This window comes from Burkholderia orbicola (assembly GCF_900100915.1).
In the GTDB taxonomy this organism is placed as follows: Bacteria; Pseudomonadota; Gammaproteobacteria; order Burkholderiales; family Burkholderiaceae; genus Burkholderia; species Burkholderia orbicola.
In genome coordinates, this window is sequence record NZ_FNKW01000002.1 from 1,496,362 (window position 1) to 1,513,409 (window position 17,048).

Here is a 17,048-nt window from a genome sequence, read left to right on the forward strand (position 1 = left end):
TCCCTGCTCACCTGCCTCACGCCCCCGCTGCCTGCGGAGGTGCCGCATGACCTTCATGTTCGTCGAACTCGCGTTCATGCTGGTCGTCATCCTCGTCGCGGCCGAAGTCTTCACCAATGCGCTCGAACATCTCGGCGAACGCCTGAAGATTTCCGAAGGCGTGACCGGCTCGCTGTTCGCGGCCGTCGGCACCGCGCTGCCCGAAACGATGGTGCCGCTGCTCGCGCTCGCCGGCGGCACGTCGAGCCAGGCCGTGAACGAGGAAATCGGCGTCGGCGCGATCCTCGGCGCGCCGCTGATGCTCGCGACGCTCACCACGTTCCTGATGGCGCTCGCCGTGATCCGCTCGCGCGGGCTGCGCGGCACGATCGCGCCCGAACGCACGGGCTTCGTGCGCGACATGAACACCTTCCTCGCCGCCTTCTCGCTGGCGACCGTCGCGATGTTCGTCCCGCATCACAACTGGGCCGTGCGCGCGCTGCTCGCCGCGATGCTGGTCGGCCTCTACGTGATGTACGTCGTGCTGACGTTCCGCGCGTCGACCCGGCTCGTCGATGCCGGGCACGGCACCGAGGCGCCGCACGCGATGCTCCTGTCGCGCGTCGGCCTGCCGACCAACCTGGCGACGATCGTGCTGCAACTGCTGATCGGCATCGCGCTGCTGGTCGGCGGGGCGAAGGGCTTCATTCACGGCGTGGAAGGCGTGTCGCACGTGCTCGGCGTGTCGGCGCTGCTGCTGTCGCTGATCATCGTGCCGATCGCGACGGAGCTGCCGGAGAAGGTCAACAGCGTGCTGTGGATTCGCCGCGGGAAAGACACGCTGGCGTTCGGCAACATCACCGGTGCGATGGTGTTCCAGGGCACGCTGCTGCCGGCGATCGGCATCATGCTGACGCCGTGGGAGCCGCGCCCCGAAGTGCTGACCGGCGTGATCATCACGCTCGCGGCGGCGGCCTGGCTGCGCGTCAATGCACGCACGCGCGGGCTCGCGATCTGGGCGTTGCTTGCGAATGGCGCGGGTTATGCGGGGTATCTGGCGGTAACGCTGGCGCGTTGAACGCCGGTCGGGCGCGCCGGCCGACCAACACGTCGGCGCGGCGCGCTTCACGGCGCCGGATGCGGGCGGCGGCTGCGACGCCCGCATCCCGCCGATCAGGAACCCTTGACGAGTTTGACGATCGTCAACGTGCCGTCGACTTTCTCGATCCGCACCTTGACCTTGTCGCCCGCATGCGCTTGCGCGAGCATCGCCGCATCCTTCGCCTTGAACGCCATCGTCATCGGCGGCATCCCGACGTTCTGCAGCGCGCCGTGCTTCAACGTGATCTTGCCGCTCGCGGCATCGACCTTCTTCACTTCGGCGTCGGTCAGCGCGGTGTTCGATTCCGCCGCGCCGTCCGACGACATCTTCATGCCGGACATGTCCATGTTCGACATCTCGCCGGCGGCAAGCGCCGGTACCGCGAAAGCACTCAGCGCGACGACAGCGGTTGCAGCAGCGATCAATTGATTCATCTTCATCGTGATTCTCCGGTGGGAAGGGATGGCACGTTCGTGCCGGAAGGAACTGCATCGGAATGCCGCGTGCGGCCTGCGCTTCGCGCACGACGGCGCTGCAGCAGAAGCCACGCGGCGGGAATGACGAACATCGACAGCAGCGGCGCCGTGACCATGCCGCCGACCATCGGCGCGGCGATGCGCTGCATGACTTCGGAACCGGCGCCGTGGCCGATCATGATCGGCACGAGGCCGGCGAGCACGACGGCGACCGTCATCGCCTTCGGCCGCACGCGCAGCACCGCGCCTTCGCGAATCGCGTCGAACAGCAACGCATCGGTCAGCGGCTCGCCGGCATCGAGCCGGCGCTGCAGCGCGCCCTTCAGGTACAGCAGCATCACCACGCCGAATTCGGCCGCCACGCCGGCCAGCGCGATGAACCCGACCGACGTCGCGACGGACACCGCATGGCCGAGCGCCCATACGAGCCAGAATCCGCCGACCAGCGCGAACGGCACCGTCGACATCAGCAGCAACGCGTCGGCCGCCGAATCGAACGTGACGAACAGCAGCACGAAGATCACGACGAGCGTGACGGGCACGACGGTGCGCAACGTCGCCGCCGCGCGTTCGAGATACTCGAACTGCCCCGACCACGCGATCGAATAGCCGGGCGGCAACGCGACCTGCCGCGCGACGGCCTGCTGCATCGCACGAACCGCCGTGCTGAGGTCGACACCGCGGAGATCGACGTACACGTAGCCGGACAGCCGTGCGTTCTCGCTGCGGATCATCGGCGGCCCGTCGGCGATCGCGACACGCGCGACGTCGCCGAGGCGAATCTGCGCGCCGCGCGCGGTGACGACCGGCAGTTGCCGCAAGTTCTCGAGCGAATCGCGGATCTCGCGCGGATAGCGGATGTTGATCGGAAAGCGTTCGCGGCCCGCGATCACTTCGCCGACGTCCTCGCCGCCGATCGCCGACGACACGACCGACTGGATATCCGCCACCGACAGCCCGTAACGCGCGGCGGCGAGCCGATCGATGTCGACGTCGACGTAGCGGCCGCCGTTCAGCCGCTCCGCGAGCGCGGACGTCACGCCCGGCACGCGCTTCACGGCGGCCTCGACCTGCGTCGCGATCGCGTCGATTCCCGTCAGGTCCGGCCCGGAAATCTTCACGCCGACCGGCGTCTTGATCCCGGTGGACAGCATGTCGAGCCGGTTGCGGATCGGCGGCACCCATACGTTCGACAGGCCCGGCACCCTCACCGTCCGGTCGAGTTCGTCGACGAGCTTCTCCGGCGTCATGCCCGGTCGCCATGTGCTGCGCGGCTTGAAGCGGATCGTCGTCTCGAACATCTCGAGCGGAGCGGGGTCGGTCGCCGTATCGGCGCGACCCGACTTGCCGAACACCGTGTCGACCTCGGGCACGGTCTTGATCAGTCGGTCGGTCTGCTGCAGCAGTTCGCTCGCCTTGTCCGCCGAGATGCCCGGCAGCGCGGTCGGCATGTACAGCAAGTCGCCTTCGTCGAGCGGCGGCATGAATTCGCCGCCGAGCCGCGACAACGGCACGGCCGTCAGCACGAGCGCGACGACTGCCACGCCGATCGCGGCCCACGGGCGCCGCAACGTCGCTTCGAGCAGCGGCCGGTACAGGCGGATCAGCACGCGATTGATCGGGTTCGCGTGCTCGTGCGGAATGCGGCCGCGCACCAGATAGCCCATCAGCACCGGCACCAGCGTCACCGACAACCCGGCGGCGGCGGCGATCGTATAGGTCTTCGTGAACGCCAGCGGCGCGAACAGCTTGCCCTCCTGCCCTTCCAGCGAAAACACCGGAACGAACGACAGCGTGATGATCAGCAGCGAGAAGAACAGCGCGGGCCCGACTTCCGCCGCCGATGCCGCGACGAGCTCCCAGCGACGCGCGGCCGTGAGCGGCTCGCCCGGATGCGCGTGGTCGTACGCTTCCAGATGCTTGTGCGCGTTCTCGATCATCACGATCGCCGCGTCGATCATCGCGCCAATCGCGATCGCGATCCCCCCGAGCGACATCAGGTTGGCGTTCACGCCCTGGTAGCGCATCACGATGAACGCCGCCAATACGCCGAGCGGCAGCGACAGGATCGCGACCAGCGCGCTGCGCAGATGGAACAGGAATACCGCGCAGACGACACCGACGATGACGAATTCCTCGATCAGCTTGTCCGTCAGGTTGTCGACCGCGCGCGCGATCAGTTGCGATCGGTCGTAGGTCATGACGATCTCGACGCCGGCAGGCAGCGAACGCTTGAGGTCGGCGAGCTTCGCCTTCACCGCGTCGATCGTCGTCAGCGCGTTCTTGCCCGAGCGCATCACGACGACACCGCCCGTCACTTCGCCCTGCCCGTTCAGTTCCGCGATACCGCGCCGCATCGCCGGGCCGACCTGGATGCGTGCGACGTCGCCGAGCAGGACCGGCGTGCCGGCGTCGTCGGTGCGCAGCACGACGTGACGGAAATCGTCGAGCGTGCGCAGGTAGCCGGACGACCGCACCATGTACTCCGACTCGGCCAGCTCGACGACCGAGCCGCCGGATGCCTGGTTGGCCTTGCCGAGCGCCTCCGCGACCGCCGCCTGCGTGATGCCGTATGCGCGCAGCTTGTCCGGGTCCAGCACGACCTGGTACTGGCGCACCATGCCGCCGATACTCGCGACTTCGGAGACGTCCGACACGGCCTTCAGTTCGAACTTCAGGAACCAGTCGTTGAGCGCGCGCAACTGGCCGAGATCGTGACGGCCGGTGCGATCGACGAGCGCGTACTCGTATACCCAGCCGACGCCGGTCGCATCGGGCCCAAGCGATACGGTCGCGCCCGCCGGCAGGCGGCTCTGCACCTGGCTCAGGTATTCGAGCACGCGCGAGCGCGCCCAGTACGGATCGGTGCGGTCGTCGAACAGCACGTAGACGAACGCGTCGCCGAACGACGAGTAAGCGCGCACGGTTTTCGCGCCGGGCACGCCGAGCAGCGTCGTCGTCAGCGGATAGGTCACCTGATCCTCGACGACCTGCGGCGCCTTGCCCGGATACGACGCCTTCACGATCACCTGCGTGTCCGACAGGTCGGGCAATGCGTCGAGCGGCGTCTGCCGCAGCGAATGCACGCCCCATGCCGCGAGCAGCACGGTGGCCAGCAGCACCAGAAACCGATGATGGACGGACCAGTGAATGAGGCGCGCGATCATCGCTCACCTCCCTGCGGCTCGACCTTCGTCAGCCGGTAGCCGTCGTCGGTCTGCGTGAACGCGAAACGTACCGTCTGCCCCGGCTTCACGTCCGGAAACGCGTGCGCCGACGGCTTGCCGAACGCCATCGTCATCGCGCCCCAGCCGAGCGCCGGCACCGGCTGATGCGAGAACGTGATGTCGTCGGCCGTGACCTTCTCCACCTTGCCGGTGGTTTCGTAGACCGGCGCGCTTGCCGTCGCGGACGATGCGGCCGAGCTTGCGCCTGCCGCCCGCTCCAGCCGCGGCAGCACGCTTTTCAGGCTGGCTTCCGAATCGATCAGGAACTGCCCCGATGCGACAACCGTGTCGCCTTCGTTCAACCCGCCGAGCACTTCCGTGTCGCCGCCGACGTCGTTGCCGACCGTCACCGACACCGGCTGAAGCCGGCCGTCGCCGAGCTTCGCGATGACGATCGTGCGCTGGCCGGTCGCGATCACGGCCTCGGACGGCACGAGCAGGCGCGACACCGTCTCCTTCGCGGCGACCCGAACGCGCATCAGCATGCCGGGCGTGAGCTTCAGCGATGCGTTGTCGATCTCCACGCGCGCCTGCAGCGTGCGGCTGCCCGTGCTGATGCCGGGCAGCACTTCGCGGATGCGTCCGCTGAAATGCCGGGCCGGATCGCCCGCGAACGTCGCGTCGACCGACATTCCCGGCTGCACGTTCAAAGCGAGCGCTTCCGGCACCTCGACGATCAGCCACAGCGTCGACAACCCGGCGATTTTCGCGAGCGTCTGGCCGGGCGCGACCATCGCGCCGTCGCGCACGTTCAGCTCGCTGACGACGCCCGTCTCCGGCGCGCTCAGCACGACGTGCGTCTGGGCGCGGCCGGTGCGATCGAGGGTCGCGATCATGCCGTCCGGAATCGACAGCGCGCGCATTCGTGCGCGCGCCGCATCGAGCAGGTTGCCGTCCATGCCGCCGCGCTTCAGCGCGAGATATTCCTCCTGCGGCGCGAGCCAGTCGGGCACGAACAGCGATGCGACCGGCGCGCCCTTCGCGATGCGCTGCATCGGCGCGCGTGCATACAGACGGTCGATGTAGCCCGTGACGCGCGACTGCACGACCTCCACGCGCGCTTCGTCGAACTGCGTGGTGCCCACCGCGTCGAAGCCGGCCGCCGTCTGCTGCCGACGCACGGTCGCATAGCGGATGCCGAGGTTCTGCTGCAGGCCCGGATCGATCCGGATGCCTGCCGCGGCACCGCCTTCGTCCGCATAGACCGGCTGCAACTGCATGTCCATGAACGGCGATTTGCCCGGTTTGTCGAAGTGCTGGTTCGGCACCATCGGGTCGTGCCAGTACAGCACCTTGCGTGCGGCCTGCTGAGCCGGCACACCCGACGGTATGCCCGACGGCGCAGCGGCGGGCATGGCGGCCGTCGCCGCGCCGTTCGTCGCATGGCGAACGCCCGCGAAATAGCCGGCCCCGACGAGCACCGCGCCGGCGGATGCGATCAACGCCGCACGCATCAGTGATTGCCTTGTCATGAGCGTCTCCTTCACTGCGCGGCGGCCATCGCCGACGGCACGACCTGATATTCGAGCTGTGCCCAGGTCTGCGACACGTCGCGCCTGAGGTCGAGCACCTGTAATTGCGCTTCGAGTTGCGCACGCCGCGCGGCGAACGTGTCGGCAAGCGACCCCGTGCCGGCCCGGTACGCCGCCGTCGCGAGCTGCACGCGCTGGTCGGCGGCCGGCAACAGCGCGGCGCTGAGGTTCGCGATGCGTTCGCGACCGCTCGCCAGCGTGTCCGATTGCGTGCGGATGTCGGCCTGTACCTGGCGCAGCGTGTCCTCGTACATCAGGCGCGCCTTCGTCGCGAGCGCCGCCTTTTCGGCGACGTCGCGATTCTGGCGATTCTTGCGATTGAGCGGCAGCGGGATCGAGACGCCGATCGACACCATGTTCGAATACGCGCCGCCGCGCTGCTGGTACGCGATTTCCCACGTCCAGTTGGGGCTGCGCTCGCTGTTCGCGACCGCGGCGTCGGCTTCGGCCACCGCGATGTCGTCCGCGGCGGCGACGAGCGCCGGCTGCGACAGGCGCAGTTCGTCCGGCGGCAACGCCGATACGAAGGATTCGGGCGCGGGCGGCGTACCGGCCACATCCGTCACGGGCACCGCCGTCCAGCGGGCCAGCGCGATGAGCGCGGTGCGATACGCCTGCTGTGCCTTGAGCACCTGGTCCTGCGTCTGCGCGAGCATCGCGCGGGCCTGCACGACGTCGCCCGCGCTCGCTTTCGCGCCGCGATACGACGCCTGCGTCGCGTCGAGTTCATGGTTCATGTGACCGAGCAGCGCCTGCTGAAGCGCGAGCGCCTGCTTCGCATAGACGGCATCGAGCCACGCCGTCGCGGTCTGCCGGCGCACGGCCGCGAGCTGCACGAGATAGCCGGCGCGCTCGCGGCCGACCTGCTCGTCGGCCAGCGCGGTACGCAGCCGCCGCTTGTCGCCGGACACCCATTCCTGCTCGATGCCGATGCGGCGCATCGTCATGAAGTCCTGGCCGACGGTGAAGCGCTGCCCGCCGTTGACCGGCAGGTTGTCGATGCCGGCCTTGAGCATCGGGTCCGGCAACTGGCCGGCCTTGACGGCCGCTTCGGAACGCGCGAGCACGGACGCCTGTGCGGCCTGCATCGACGCGGAACGATCGGTGGCGGACTGCAGCGCGGCGTCGAGCGTCAGCGGCGACGGTTGCGCGTGAACGGCGCCCGCCACCAGCAGCGCGGCCCACGGTACGGGCGCGCGCCGACCTGCACGCGGCATGCGCAGCGTGCGGAAAACGAATGACATGGTGTAACCCCAAATCGGAATCCAAAGGGATTCCACGTCCTGCGCACAGGACGAACCTCACCGCGTGCGCGGCGAACCGGTCAAATCGGGATCAGCTGATGCGTGGCGGGCGCCACAACCCGTTCGGGTCGCGAGCCGGGACGGACTGCGTGTAGTGGAAGACGATCGTGCTGGCGAATGCAGCGGGACGGTTGACGTCGGCGCGGGCGGCCGGGTGGTAGAGACTGCCGAACTGGCATTGGGCCGTCACCTTGCAGGCCATGCCCTTGGCTTTGGCCTTCGCGTGATCGGCGGATGGCGGCTGCATCGAATCGCAATCGCTCATGTCGGCGGACATGGCCATGTTCATGCCCGTGTCCGCGGCCGTCGACATCGTGTGCTGCATCGGACATTCACCGGTCAGGCCGCTGGCTGCCAGCCCCGTGATGGGCAGCACCGCGCACAGCAGCAGCAGGATGAAGGTCCGAAGCAGTTTCATGGCGGCGATTATAGCGCGCACTGTTGCGGCATGGCGCGGCGCCGCTACGACGAAACGACGCGCCCTCCCCGCTGCGGAGGCCGCGCGTCATCGCAACAGGTTGTCCACCGCCAGCGCCGCCTGCACGGCCGGCCGCTCCCGCACCCGCTCGTACCACGCACGCAGATGCGCATGCCGGCTCAGGTCGATATCCGCGTTGTACACCGAGCACATCCAGTCGGCCTTGCCCCAGCCGGTCAGCGCGAACAGGTACGCATCGGCGACGGTGAACGTGTCGCCCGTCAGGAACGTCCTGCCGTCGAGCTGGCGGTCGATCCATGCGAAGCGGCCGTCGAGCTTCTGCCGCACGGGTTCGACGTACTTCCCCGCCTGCACCGCATACAGCAGCGGGATGAAGCCCTTGTGGATCTCGGTGCCGAGAAAGTTCAGCCATTCCATCAGCCGGTAGCGCGCGAGCGTGCCATAAGCGGGCGCAAGCGCGGCTTCCGGGCGCTGGTCCGCGAGATACTGCGCGATCACCGGCCCTTCGCGCAGCACCGTGCCGTCGTCGAGTTCGAGCAGCGGCACGTAGCCGAGTTCGTTCACGTCGTAGTAATCGCGGCCGTCTTCGACGACATGCTTGCGCGCGTCGACCTTGACGATCTCGGCGTCGATATCGCCTTCGCGCAGCACGATGCAGATCGCCTGCGAACAGCTGCCGGGAGCGTGATAGAGCTTCATATGTTTCCTTCGTGGGTTGTCCATGTATCGATTCGCCGCGACGCGGGCGCTAATATCTCGCATCGGCACACGGCTGAGAAGACGGCAGTCGTTTGTGCCGTAGTCACAAAAAATTTACCGACCAGGATTCGGCGCGATGAAAACGAGTGCGACAGGATGTTCCGTTGAAGAAGCGATGCGCCTGCTCGGCGGCCGCTGGCGGCTGCTGCTGGTGTCGTATCTGCTCGACGGGCCGCGCCGCTTCAGCGACCTGCGGCGCGACATGCCGGGCATCTCGCAGCGCATGCTGACGCTCGACCTGCGCGCGCTGGAAGACGCGGGGCTCGTGCGGCGCACCGTCTATCCGGAAGTGCCGGTGCGCGTCGAGTACGATCTCACCGCGGACGGCGACCGGCTGCGGCCGGTAGTCGATGTGATGCGCGATTTCGGGCTGTGGCTGAAGGCGCGCGACGCGCAGGCCGATGCGATGCCCGACGCCGCGGCTGCGATCGAAACGACGATGCACGCTCACAAATAACCGTTCAGCAGGAATCGATGCTCATGGAACTGCACGCTACCGTCGGCGCGGCCACGTCCGACCTCGACGACGACGAAAGCTTCGCCAATATCTACTGTCACGATGCCGAGCAGGACTATTGCTTCGCGCTGTCGCGCTTTCCGGACGATGCGCTGATCGAAGTGATGGTGCGCGACCAGCTCAACGTACGCGTCAAGGATTTGTCGGTGCGTCTGACCGACGACACGATCGACGTCGAGATCGAGCCGGGCATCGCCGCGCGGCTCGACGGCCAGACGCGTTACGTGATCCATCTCGCGCCCGGTCAGTACGATCCGGGCACGCTGCGCGCCGCGTTGAAGGAAATCTTCGTTGCCAAAAGCGGCTATCGCGACGACAGCACGCGGGGCTGAGCGCTCGCCTGCTTGCGCTTCTTCGTGACGACGCCGACCCGCGCGTCTCGGCGCCCATTCCCACATATTGAACGGCACACGTCCCATTAATGGGGATACCTGCCCAAATGTTGACGCATGCCGCGCCACGGCTCTAACGTTCGCCCCAACGCCATTCGATTCGGCCGCCTCGTTCGCGAGCGCCGGTCGGGCATAGAACACAGGAGACGACCGTGGGCCAATCCGCGTCACGCACCCATGCCAACCCGCCGCAGCGGCCATCCGCGCACACCGGTACCTCATCCGAATCAGCTACCCGCGCGGCGGCCGCCGCGGCCCCGGCCACGCCGCCGAGTCGCAAGCGGCTGCTGATCCTCGCGCTGCTGTTCGTCACGGTCGTGATCAACTATCTCGACCGCAGCAACCTGTCGATCGCGGCGCCCGAACTGTTCAAGGAACTGAACATCGATCCGGTCCACGCCGGCCTCGTGTTCTCCGCGTTCGGCTGGACCTATGCGCTGATGCAGATTCCGGGCGGCTGGCTGGTCGACAAGGTGTCGCCGCGCGTGCTGTATGCGGGTGCGCTCGCACTGTGGTCGGCCGCGACGCTGCTGCTCGGCTTCGCCGGTTCGTTCGTCGGACTGATCGTGCTGCGCCTCGCGGTCGGCGCGCTCGAAGCGCCGGCCTATCCGATCAACAACCGCGTGGTGACGACGTGGTTCCCGACCCGCGAGCGGGCGAGCGCGATCGGCGGCTACACGTCGGGGCAGTTCGTCGGCCTCGCGTTCCTCACGCCGGTGCTCGCGTGGCTGCAGGTGCATCTCGGCTGGCACATGGTGTTCGTCGCGACCGGCCTCGCCGGCATCGCGTGGGCCGCGATCTGGTATGCGGTGTATCGCGAGCCGCGCGCGTTGCGCGGCGTCAATGCGGCCGAAATCGCGCTGATCCGCGACGGCGGCGGGCTCGTCGATCTGGAGGATCGTATCGCGGCGCGCAGCGACCGCACGCCGTCGACGTGGCGCGACCTCGGTATCGTGCTCGGCCGGCGCAAGCTGTGGGGCATCTACCTGGGCCAGTTCGCGCTGAACTCGACGCTGTGGTTCTTCCTCACGTGGTTCCCGACCTACCTCGTCAAGTATCGCGGGATGGACTTCATCAAATCGGGCTTCCTCGCGTCGCTGCCGTTCCTCGCCGCGTTCGTCGGCGTGCTGTGCTCGGGTGTGCTGTCGGACTGGCTGATGCGGCGCGGTGCATCGCAGGGCTTCGCGCGCAAGCTGCCGATCATCTCGGGGCTGCTGATCTCGACCTGCATCATCGGCGCGAACTACGTGAGCTCCACTGGCTGGGTGATCGCGTTCATGACGATCGCGTTCTTCGGCAACGGCTTCGCATCGATCACGTGGTCGCTCGTGTCGGGGCTCGCACCCGCGCGACTGCTCGGCCTCACGGGCGGCGTGTTCAACCTGGTCGGCAACCTGTCCGCGATCGCGACGCCGATCGTGATCGGGCTGCTGGTCGATGGTGCGGACTTCTCCCGCGCGATCACCTACATCGCCGCGATGGCGCTCGCGGGCAGCCTGTCGTACGGGCTGCTCGTCGGCAAGGTCGAGCGCATCGACGCGTAAGCGTTGCAAGGGCGGCGCACCTGCGCCGCCCTGCTTGACCGCTGTCCCGGCCGGCGCGCCACACCGCCGATGCGGCCGACTCCGGAAACGCGCCCGACCCGCCCTTGCCTTCCCGACAGCCGTCGATTCCATTGCCGCGCCTGCCTTCGGCCGCGCGCCGATCGCTTTCGCCCCCCCCCGAAGTCGAGTGCCTTCGATTCGCCCAGGCGCGTGCCCTGCGGCACGATGCGCCTGATCAGGTTGGTCGTCAGAATCGCCTGTCGCTCGATTGAAAAAGACGGGGACGCAGTGACTCGTTTACACTGCCCCGGTATGCCCGCTTCGGGACGACACGCAACGTTTTACGAGCGAACGGATCGGCAGGTCGCCTGCCTGTATTCCCTCCCGATCGCGGGCTGAACAGATGCTTTTTTCGTACCAACGAAACGCGTGTCATGGGCGGAACAGGCCTTGGGAATCGCATGCTGCTCAACGTGAACGCCATCCACCGCGACAACGATCGCTTCAACGTGTCGTTCAAGGCATTGGGCGAGCTGATCGAGACGGTCGGCACGCCGCACTTCGTGCCGCGCCTCACGCAACTGCTGAACGACGTCGTGCCGCTCGACGTCGCGCACGTCGAACGCTCGCGCGTCGACGCGACGATGCCCACCGGCTACCGTTGCGAATGGATCGGCAGCAGCGGCATCGGCACCGCGTCCACCGACATCTCCGACGTGATGACGCTCTACTACGAGCGCTTTCTCGACAGCGACCCGCTGTTCGCGGGTCTGCGCGGCAAGACCGGCACGATGCTCGTCGTGCGCGACATCGCGGCGATCCCGCCCGGCGAATTCCGCCAGCGGCTGTTCGACGACGTGCATATCGGCCACGAATGCGTGCTCGCACGCGGTACACGCTATTCGCAGCATTCGATCGCGCTGGAGCGCGGCCGTGACCGGCCGCCGTTCACGCTCGCCGAGATGAACCGCTTCCGCAGCATCAGCGACATGCTGTTTCCGCTGCTCGAACTCCATGCGTCGACCACCGCCGCGCGGCGCATCGCGCACGCGACGCCCGACGTCCATCCGCTCGCGCAGTTCGATGCGCGGCTCGCGGCCGACGGCGTGAAGCTGTCGAAGCGCGAATACGAAACTTGCAAGCACCTGCTCTCCGGCAAGACCGTGCCGGAAACCGCCGACATCCTCGGCGTGCGCGTCGCGTCGGCCGAGTCGTACGTGAAGCGTGCATTCGCGAAGCTCGGCGTGCGCACGAAGCGCGAACTCGCCGCGTGGGGTTCGGCCACCGCCGTGCTCCCCGCCGCCGGATCGTATGACGACGGCGCACCGCCGGCCATTCCGCGCTGACCTGAGCCGCTGCGTCTGCGTCCCGGCGCAATGAACGAAGCAACGACGAGGACGCGCTGCGGTGCGCATTCATCGCACCAACGATCGCATCACGGATACCATCACGTCATCACGTCATCACGTCATCGCGCCATCGCGCCGAAGACAGGACACCGACCTATGGACCGAGCCGAACACATCAGCATCGAACCGGCGCTCGCGCTTGCCGCCGACGAACTGGACGGATGCGATTTCTCGTTCGACATCGCGTGGGAGTTGAATGCGCCGTATCAGGACTTGCTCGATCTTCGCGCGCTGCCGGCGCGGCGCAAGGACTACGGCTTCGATCCTGCCGGCTGGGCGCGCGACGCGTCGGGCCGCACGGCGCTGTTTCGCGCGACGGCCGGCGAACGGCTCGCGGGGTTCGTCGCGATCGAGGAAAGCTGGAACGGCATGGCCGAGATCGCGGAGTTGGCCGTCGACCGCCGCTGCCGGCGCCAGGGTATCGGGCAATTCCTGCTGGCAGCCGCGGAAGCGTGGGCGCGCAGCCACGGGTTCGGCTTCATGCGGCTCGAAACGCAGGCGAACAACGTCGCGGCCTGCTCGACGTATGCGCGTGCGGGCTTCGTGCTCGGCGGCCACGACCGCTTTCTCTACGCCGATGGCGAGAATGACGGGGAAGTCGCGCTGTTCTGGTACAAGGATCTGCGCGACGGGCAGACCGCGCGAAGCCGCACGGTCGACCCGGCATCGGTGCAGCCGATGCGTTGATGCACGGCTGATCGTCACGTCAATGCAGTGTGATTGCCGCGTTACTTGCGCGTCGCCACGATGAACAGGCGCGGAAACGGCAACAGCACCGTACCGTCGTCCTGCACCGGATAACCGTTCGGGCCGGCCAGCGCGTCGCGATAGCGCGCGAGAAATGCGCGCTGTTCGGACGCGTCGAGCGCCGCGAGAAACGGCCGCAGTGCGCTGCCCTTGAACCATTCGACGACCGCCTCCGCACCGCCGCGCAGCGGGTGGTAATAGGTCGTGCGCCACACGTCCACGCGCGAACACAGCGGCGCCAGCAGCGCATGGTAATAGCGCGCATCGAATCGCTCGGTGCGCGCCGCGCCTTTCAGCTTGTCGGCCCACGGCCCGCCTGCAGCGACTTCGCGCATCAGCCGATGGGCGGGTTCGTCGAGATTGTCGGGCATCTGCACCGCGAGATGGCCGCCTCGCGCGAGCCGGCCGACGAGCCTCGGGAACAGCGTGTCGTGCGCGGGCACCCATTGCAGCACCGCATTCGACAGGATCAGGTCATAGCCTCCCGGATCGTCCCAGGTGGTGACATCGGCAAGGTCGAAACGCAGCGCCGGCAGGCGCTTGCGCGCGGCCTCGATCATGTCCGCCGACGCATCGATCCCGTGGATCGTCGCGTCCGGTGCGCGGGCGATCAGCGCTTCCGTCGAATTGCCCGGCCCGCAGCCGATATCGATCGCGGTATGGATCGGCGTGTTCGGCACGGCGGCCAGCAGATCGCGCACCGGGCGCGTGCGTTCGTCCTCGAACTGCACGTACTGGTTCGCGTATTGATCGAGCGGGGTCGTCACGATAGTTCTCCTGGTCGGCATGAGCAGCCGCCGCGCATCCGGGCACCGGATGCAACGGGCCGTCGATTCAGCGCATTCTGCGACTGCCGCCGACCTTCAGTAAAATGAATTTAATATCGTGATTGATTCAAAATTCTGATGAAGATCGATACGCTCGGAGTCCAGGCTTTCGTCGCGATCGCCGACGGCGGCAGCTTCAGGCAGGCAGCCGATACGCTGCACGTCACGCAGACGGCGATCACGCAGCGGCTGCGCAAGCTCGAAGCGTATCTCGGCGTCGCGCTGGTCGAGCGCACGACGCGCCGCACCACGCTGACCGAGATCGGCCGGCGTTTCCTGCCGCAGGCGCGCCGGCTGCTGAACGAACTGTCCGACGCGCTGACCGAAATCCGCGAGACGGGCCTGAGCCAGCGCGGCGACGTCACGATCGCGTGCGTGCCGACGGTCGGCGTGCAGTACCTGCCGCGCATCCTGCGCGCGTTCTCCACGCACCGGCCGCATGATCGCGTGAAGATTCTCGATCACGCGTCGGCGTCGGTGTTGCAGGCCGTGCTGCGCCGCGAGGCGGAATTCGGCATCAGCATCGCCGGTGACCAGCACCCGGAACTGGTCAGCGTGCCGCTCACGCACGACCCTTACGTACTCGTGTGCCGCGACGATCACCCGCTCGCGAAGCGGCGTCGCATCCGCTGGGCGGCGCTGCAGCCGCATCCGCTGATCTTCGCCGGCGAAGTGAGCGGCAATCGCGGGCTGCTCGAAGGTGCGCTGAAGACGAGCGGCGTATCGCTGCATTCGTTCTACGAGGTGCAGCGCAGTTCGACCGCCCTCGGGCTCGTCGCGGAAGGGCTCGGCGCGGCCGTCGTGCCGAAGCTCGCGATCCAGAAGAATGCGTATCCGATGATCCGCACGATCGAGCTCGTCGAGCCGTCGGTGTCGCGCACGCTCGTGCTCGTCATGCGGAGGAACGCGCAACTGTCGCCCGCCGCGCGGGCGCTGTGCGACATGATCGTCGAGCGGGCGACGCCCGGGCGGTGATCCATGAGCCTTCCGGCGCTATCAGCTCGTCATGAGATGTCAGGAAACCGCCCGTTGCCGCTCAAAGCATCTTGACCATAAATACGCGCGCCGCGCCTGCCGGCTCGCACGGCACTTCGCCGAACGTCTCGTAACCGTGCTTCCGGTAGAAGTCCGGCGCCTGGAACGAGATCGTGTACAGCACCGCACGCGCACAACCGCGCCGCTTCGCTTCCGCTTCGGCCTCGCGCAGCAGCCGGCTGCCGAAGCCGCCGCCGCGCAGCGATTCGGGCAGATAGAACAGATCGATGAAGAACAGGCCGAGCGACGTGCGGCCGGTGAGGCCGCCCAGTACGTCGCCGGTCGCGGGATCGGTCACGTAGACGTCGAGCGCGGCCGTATCGGTGCGCCCCGTCATCGCATGGTTGAATTCGCCGAGCTTGCGGCTGATGAAGTCTCGGGCGGTCGGCTGCTCGGTATCGGTCAGTCGAAGGGTAACGTCGGGATGGGCTGTCATCGAGGCGAACGCGTGCGTGAATAGACCGCCGGGCGGGCGGCGCCCGCGGCGGGTATCACACGACTATAGCGCGTCGTCATGCGCCGTGACGACGCGCGATGATCGCTCGATATCGCGCGACGCCGTGACGCCACGACGCGCCGCGGGCGTCAGAACGGCTTGGTCGGCAGGTACTTGCCGTCGAGCGTGATCACCGCACGCGAGCCGCCTTCCGGATCGTCGACCTTCTTCACGTCGAGCCGGAAATTGATCGCGCTGATGATGCCGTCGCCGAACTTCTCGTGAACGAGCGCCTTCAGCGTCGTGCCGTACACCTGCAGTATTTCGTAGAAACGATAGATGGTCGGGTCGGTCGGCACGCGATCGTCGATGCTGCCGCGCATCGGGATCATTTGCAGCAGCAGCACCGCATCGTCGTCGAGGCCAAGCTTGTCGGCAACGACGCGTGCCGCGTCGGCCGGCAACGCATGCTGGCCGAGCAGCGCGGCCGTGACGAATGCTTCGCTCAGGCCCGTGCCTTCGGTGAGCTGCGCGAACGACAGGTTCTTGCGCGCCTTCGCGAGGACGACGGTTTCCGCCAGCGCGTGGCGCGCCGTCTGACTGTGCTGGGACTGGATCATGGTAATGCCTCGTAGTGGAGTGGGAGCGATTCAGGCCGCGACGGGGAGTGTCGCGGGGGTTGCACGGACGCCGGGATGGTCCGCAAGGGAAACGAACCGGCCGCTCGCGCCGTCGTAGGCGTCGATGCAGCCCGATTCGATATCGTAGACCCAGCCGTGCAGCGCGAGGCGCCCTTCGTCGAGCGCGAGCCGCACGGCCGGATGCGTCTTCAGGTTGGCCAGTTGCGCGACGACGTTCTCGCGCACCATCGAGTCGATCCGCTCGCGCTCGCTGCGATGCGTGCGCGCCTCGTTCACGACCCGTGCCGAATCGGCATAGCGCAGCCAGTGGCCGACGGCCGGCATGTGGTCCATGCACTGGCAAGTCGCGATCGCTGTCATCGCGCCGCAATCGGAATGCCCGCAGATCACGACGTCCGTCGCGCGCAGCGCGGCGACCGCATATTCGACCGACGCCGACACGCCGCCCGGCTCCGGGCCGTACGACGGCACGATGTTGCCCGCGTTGCGGATCACGAACAGGTCGCCCGGCTCGCGCTGGGTGACGAGCTCGGGCACGAGCCGGCTATCCGAGCACGAGATGAACAGCGCCCGCGGATTCTGGCTGCGCGCGAGATCGCGAAACAGCGCGGCGCGCGACGGATACGCGTCGCGCTGGAACTTCAGGAAGCCCTCGATGATGTCCTTCATCGCGTGTTCTCCG

At 67.5% G+C, this 17,048-nt stretch carries 17 protein-coding genes; 7 read left to right on the forward strand and 10 right to left on the reverse strand.

Features of this window, described 5'->3' with window-relative positions:
- The first annotated feature begins 46 nt into the window (after nt 1-46).
- Complete coding sequence (locus BLS50_RS23675) at nt 47-1,057, forward strand: sodium:calcium antiporter (RefSeq protein ID WP_074804460.1); 1,011 nt, start codon at nt 47-49, stop codon at nt 1,055-1,057.
- Between the two features lie 95 nt (nt 1,058-1,152).
- On the opposite strand, the gene BLS50_RS23680 is transcribed toward BLS50_RS23675, so the two are convergent.
- From BLS50_RS23680 to gstA, 6 genes are all read right to left on the reverse strand, one after another.
- Nucleotides 1,153-1,521: a copper-binding protein gene (locus BLS50_RS23680; RefSeq protein ID WP_074804463.1), complete on the reverse strand. Its 369-nt coding sequence runs from the start codon at nt 1,519-1,521 to the stop codon at nt 1,153-1,155.
- Nucleotides 1,518-4,724: an efflux RND transporter permease subunit gene (locus BLS50_RS23685; protein ID WP_074804465.1), complete on the reverse strand. Its 3,207-nt coding sequence runs from the start codon at nt 4,722-4,724 to the stop codon at nt 1,518-1,520. The genes BLS50_RS23680 and BLS50_RS23685 overlap by 4 nt, the downstream gene beginning before the upstream one ends.
- Entirely contained in the window at nt 4,721-6,256 is a 1,536-nt protein-coding gene (locus BLS50_RS23690; protein WP_074806645.1) for an efflux RND transporter periplasmic adaptor subunit, read from the reverse strand. Before BLS50_RS23690 ends, BLS50_RS23685 begins: the two co-directional genes overlap by 4 nt.
- A gap of 11 nt (nt 6,257-6,267) precedes the next feature.
- Complete coding sequence (locus tag BLS50_RS23695) at nt 6,268-7,560, reverse strand: TolC family protein (RefSeq protein ID WP_074804467.1); 1,293 nt, start codon at nt 7,558-7,560, stop codon at nt 6,268-6,270.
- 91 nt (nt 7,561-7,651) lie between these two features.
- Nucleotides 7,652-8,038 carry a hypothetical protein gene (locus BLS50_RS23700; RefSeq protein WP_074806649.1) on the reverse strand — a complete coding sequence of 129 codons (387 nt, stop codon included), beginning with the start codon at nt 8,036-8,038 and terminating at the stop codon, nt 7,652-7,654.
- Between the two features lie 87 nt (nt 8,039-8,125).
- Entirely contained in the window at nt 8,126-8,758 is a 633-nt protein-coding gene (gene gstA, locus BLS50_RS23705) for a glutathione transferase GstA (protein ID WP_074804469.1), read from the reverse strand.
- A gap of 136 nt (nt 8,759-8,894) precedes the next feature.
- On the opposite strand from gstA, the gene BLS50_RS23710 reads away from it, so the two are divergent.
- From BLS50_RS23710 to BLS50_RS23730, 5 genes are all read left to right on the forward strand, one after another.
- A complete protein-coding gene (locus BLS50_RS23710; protein WP_074804471.1) occupies nt 8,895-9,275 on the forward strand; it encodes a winged helix-turn-helix transcriptional regulator in 381 nt (126 codons plus the stop codon).
- 17 nt (nt 9,276-9,292) lie between these two features.
- Entirely contained in the window at nt 9,293-9,667 is a 375-nt protein-coding gene (locus BLS50_RS23715) for a hypothetical protein (RefSeq protein ID WP_074804473.1), read from the forward strand.
- A gap of 212 nt (nt 9,668-9,879) precedes the next feature.
- Complete coding sequence (locus BLS50_RS23720; protein WP_074804475.1) at nt 9,880-11,271, forward strand: MFS transporter; 1,392 nt, start codon at nt 9,880-9,882, stop codon at nt 11,269-11,271.
- Between the two features lie 461 nt (nt 11,272-11,732).
- Complete coding sequence (locus tag BLS50_RS23725; protein WP_074804478.1) at nt 11,733-12,617, forward strand: helix-turn-helix transcriptional regulator; 885 nt, start codon at nt 11,733-11,735, stop codon at nt 12,615-12,617.
- 159 nt (nt 12,618-12,776) lie between these two features.
- On the forward strand, nt 12,777-13,367 hold the full coding sequence (locus BLS50_RS23730) for a GNAT family N-acetyltransferase (protein WP_074804480.1): 591 nt from the start codon (nt 12,777-12,779) through the stop codon (nt 13,365-13,367).
- A 41-nt stretch (nt 13,368-13,408) separates the two neighbouring features.
- Here the strand turns inward: BLS50_RS23730 and tam are convergent, their stop codons facing one another.
- The gene (gene tam, locus BLS50_RS23735; protein ID WP_074804482.1) at nt 13,409-14,194 is read right to left on the reverse strand and encodes a trans-aconitate 2-methyltransferase; all 786 of its coding nucleotides are present in this window, start codon (nt 14,192-14,194) and stop codon (nt 13,409-13,411) included.
- Nucleotides 14,195-14,332: 138 nt separating this feature from the next.
- Here tam and BLS50_RS23740 point away from each other — a divergent pair, with 138 nt between their 5' ends.
- Nucleotides 14,333-15,229: a LysR family transcriptional regulator gene (locus BLS50_RS23740; RefSeq protein ID WP_069230575.1), complete on the forward strand. Its 897-nt coding sequence runs from the start codon at nt 14,333-14,335 to the stop codon at nt 15,227-15,229.
- Between the two features lie 61 nt (nt 15,230-15,290).
- Here the strand turns inward: BLS50_RS23740 and BLS50_RS23745 are convergent, their stop codons facing one another.
- The 3 genes from BLS50_RS23745 to BLS50_RS23755 form a co-directional block, all read right to left on the reverse strand.
- On the reverse strand, nt 15,291-15,725 hold the full coding sequence (locus BLS50_RS23745; protein ID WP_074804484.1) for a GNAT family N-acetyltransferase: 435 nt from the start codon (nt 15,723-15,725) through the stop codon (nt 15,291-15,293).
- A 149-nt stretch (nt 15,726-15,874) separates the two neighbouring features.
- The gene (gene cynS, locus BLS50_RS23750) at nt 15,875-16,345 is read right to left on the reverse strand and encodes a cyanase (RefSeq protein WP_027807663.1); all 471 of its coding nucleotides are present in this window, start codon (nt 16,343-16,345) and stop codon (nt 15,875-15,877) included.
- Between the two features lie 30 nt (nt 16,346-16,375).
- On the reverse strand, nt 16,376-17,035 hold the full coding sequence (locus BLS50_RS23755; protein WP_074804486.1) for a carbonic anhydrase: 660 nt from the start codon (nt 17,033-17,035) through the stop codon (nt 16,376-16,378).
- Between the last annotated feature and the right edge of the window lie 13 nt (nt 17,036-17,048).